Raw genomic sequence first — 3,336 nt, 5'->3', positions numbered from 1 at the left:
GCCGAGACAATGGCGACATTCGAATTCCGCTCTTCCCAGTTACGGGCGGGAGCAGCGACCGCCGGCATGAGACAGCGTCAACCTACCCCAACGGACCTGTTTTCGGCGATGGCCCGGCCACGACACCGTCTGGCTGAGAGCAACGCGCTCCCGTCCGGCTTTTCTTCATAAAGGCCGGCTGATCCCCAAATCGCCGGCCAGCCTCGACCGAATCGAGCAAGTCCCTGATTCCGGTGACAAAGCGGGGCTGCGTCGGGAGTGCCGGCCAGGCGGCATTCTGCTCATCCCGATGACGCGTTACCGGGGTGACATCAAACTGTCATGCGACTGTTATAATCGAAGGCTATTGGCCTCAGCGGGCGCCGACTGACGAGCGCCGAGAGACCATCTTCCGAACAGGAGCAGGCCACATGAAGAAATTCCTCTATACGGCGTCGGCCGCTGCGCTTGCGCTCGCCGCGACGTCCGGCTTCGCCGCCGCGCGCGACCAGATCCAGGTCGCCGGGTCATCGACCGTGTTACCTTATGCCAAGATTGTCGCCGAGCAGTTCGGCGAAACATTCACCAACTTCAAGACCCCGGTCGTCGAATCCGGCGGCAGCGGCGCGGGCATCAAGGAATTCTGCAAGGGCGTCGGCGAAGACACGATCGACATCGCCAATTCGTCGCGTCCGATCAAGGCGGACGAACTCAAGTCCTGCGCCGACGCCGGCGTGAAGGAAGTCCAGGAAGTCCGGATCGGCTATGACGGCATCGTCTTCGCCACCGACATCAAGGGCCCGGATTGGGCGCTGGTTCCCGCCGACATCTACAAGGCGCTGGCAGCCAAGCTGGTCGTCGACGGCAAGCTCGTCGACAATCCGAACACCAAGTGGAGCCAGGTCAATCCGAAGCTGCCCGACTGGGACATCGCCGCCTACATTCCGGGCGAAAAGCATGGCACGCGCGAAGTGTTCGAGACCAAGCTTCTCGATGCCGGCTGTGACAAGGCTGCTCTCAAGGCCGCCGGCATTGCCGACGACAAGGAAATCGGCAAAACCTGCATCGCCATCCGCAAGGACGGCAAGGCCGTCGACATCGATGGCGACTATACCGAGACGCTCGCCCGCATCGACTCCAACAAGACCGGCGTCGGCGTGTTTGGCCTCGCCTTCTATGAGAACAATGCCGACAAGCTGAAGGTCGCCACCGTGGAAGACGTCGTGCCTTCGACCGAGACGATCGCCAGCGGCAAGTATCCCGTCTCGCGCCCGCTGTTCTTCTACGTCAAGAAGGCGCATCTGGGCGTCGTTCCCGGCCTCAAGGAATATGTCGAGTTCTTCCTTGACGACCAGATGGTTGGCCCGGAAAGCCCGCTCGCCGAATACGGCCTCGTTGCTGCTCCGGATGCCGAGCGTCAGGCCCAGCGTGACGCTTTCGCCGCCGGAAAGTCGATGTAATCAGCTGCCGAACCGGGGTGCGGGCCAAATCCCGCGCCCCGGTTTCATCGCAGGCCGCAATGGCGGCTGCGTAAGAATTTCTCTTGGGGTGGGTCCATGTCGTCCTTGCTCGTACTGGCCATCGTCGTTGCCGTCGGCCTGGTTGCCTTTTTCATCGGTCGGCAACGTGCCGCGGCCCAGGACAATGGCAAGGTCAAGCCGCATTCGCGCGCCCACTATCATGGCTGGTGGGCCTTCCTGCTCGCCGTTCTGCCTGCTCTTTTGCTGCTTGCCGTCTGGACCGTCGGGTCTTCCGTCTATCTTGACCGACACATTCACACTGCCTTGCCCGAGCGCACCGTCGACAGCAAGGTTGCCAGTGAGGCACTGGATGTCAGCCTCGTAAAGAGCCTCGCCAGGGGCCTGCGCAAACTCGATGCCGGCACACTGGCCGCAATGCCTGCCAGCTTTGCCGAGCTGCAGCCGCTGCTCGCCGCCAAGGGTGTGGCACTGGCGAGCGACACGCAGGATTACATGATCCCGATCGCCGTCGAGGCGAACAAGGTCCAGGACCGGCTCGGCCTGTTCGGCGCCATTGTCATTCTCGTTTCCTCGATCGCCGGCGCCTTCTATGCGCTCAGGCAGATCGAGCCGCGCGCCAGGGCCCGCAACAATGTCGAGAGGCTGATGCTGTGGGGGCTGCTTGCCGCCTCCACCATCGCCATCCTGACAACCATCGGCATCGTGCTTTCGATGCTGTTCCAGACGATCACCTTCTTCGAAAGCGTCTCGCCGATGAGTTTCTTCTTCGGCACCGTCTGGGATCCGCGTTTTGCCGCTGCCGGTTCGGGCGGCAGCCAGGGCCAATTCGGCCTGATCCCGCTTCTTGCGGGCACGCTCTACATCGCCGCCGTCGCGCTGCTGGTTGCGGTGCCGGTCGGGCTGATGTCGGCTGTCTACATGGCCGAATATGCAACGCCCAAGGTGCGCTCGGTGGTTAAGCCGGCGCTTGAACTTCTGGCCGGCATACCGACCATCGTCTACGGCATCTTCGCCGTCGTCACGCTTGGGCCGTTCCTGCGCGACCTGTCCGCGGCGCTGACCGGCGGTTCGCCCTTCATCCAGGGCCAGAGCATCTTCACCGCCGGCCTGGTCATGGGCGTCATGCTGATCCCGGTCGTGTCCTCTCTCTCGGACGACATCATAACCGCGGTGCCGCGCGCCATGCGCGACGGGTCGCTTGGCCTCGGCGCGACCCGCTCCGAGACGATCAAGCGGGTGATCCTGCCGGCTGCACTGCCCGGCATCGTCGGCGCCATCCTGCTGACCGCCTCGCGCGCCATCGGCGAAACGATGATTGTCGTGCTGGCGGCGGGCGTCGCCGCCAACCTCACCATCAACCCGTTCGAGGCGATGACGACCATCACCGTCAAGATCGTCAACCAGCTCACCGGCGACCTCGAGTTCAATTCGCCGCAGACGCTGGTCGCCTTCGCACTCGGCCTGACGCTGTTCGCGCTGACGTTGGTGATGAACATCGTCGCGCTCTACATCGTGCGCAAATATCGGGAGCAGTACGAATGACCGACATTTCCATGGATACGATGGTCAGGGCGGCGGCCCATCCGCGCCGCGACATCGGCCTGAAGGCCCGTTACGCCGCCGAACGCCGTTTCCGCTTCTATGGCGTCGTGGCGATTTCCGTAGGCCTGGCGTTCCTGGCAATCATGCTGATCACCATCGTCTCGAAAGGCTACACCGCCTTCTGGCAGACGACGGTATCACTGCCGATCTCGTTCGACGAGAAGGTGATCGATCCTTCCGGCAAGCGTGCAACCGATCCGAGCGTTCTGATCAAGGCAAATTATCCCAAGCTCGCCGAAAACGCGCTTGTGGCCAAGCGCGGCATCTCTCCTGA

General features: G+C 62.9%; 3 protein-coding genes. All 3 read left to right on the top strand.

Going from position 1 to position 3,336, the window contains the following annotated elements:
• Positions 1-410 precede the first annotated feature (410 nt).
• Positions 411-1,439 (top strand): substrate-binding domain-containing protein, encoded by a 1,029-nt coding sequence (locus tag EN906_RS27985; RefSeq protein WP_127271977.1) that lies wholly within the window; start codon positions 411-413, stop codon positions 1,437-1,439.
• Positions 1,440-1,535: 96 nt separating this feature from the next.
• Positions 1,536-3,002 carry a phosphate ABC transporter permease subunit PstC gene (gene pstC / locus EN906_RS27980; protein WP_127271979.1) on the top strand — a complete coding sequence of 489 codons (1,467 nt, stop codon included), beginning with the start codon at positions 1,536-1,538 and terminating at the stop codon, positions 3,000-3,002.
• The coding region (locus EN906_RS27975) for a DUF3333 domain-containing protein (RefSeq protein ID WP_127375523.1) at positions 2,999-3,336 on the top strand (338 nt) is incomplete at its 3' end. The genes pstC and EN906_RS27975, both read left to right, overlap by 4 nt.

The organism is Mesorhizobium sp. M7A.F.Ca.CA.004.06.1.1, assembly GCF_003999135.1.
Taxonomy (GTDB): domain Bacteria; phylum Pseudomonadota; class Alphaproteobacteria; order Rhizobiales; family Rhizobiaceae; genus Mesorhizobium.
Note: the sequence above shows the minus strand (reverse complement) of the source record. Positions and strands in the feature narration are given on the sequence as shown.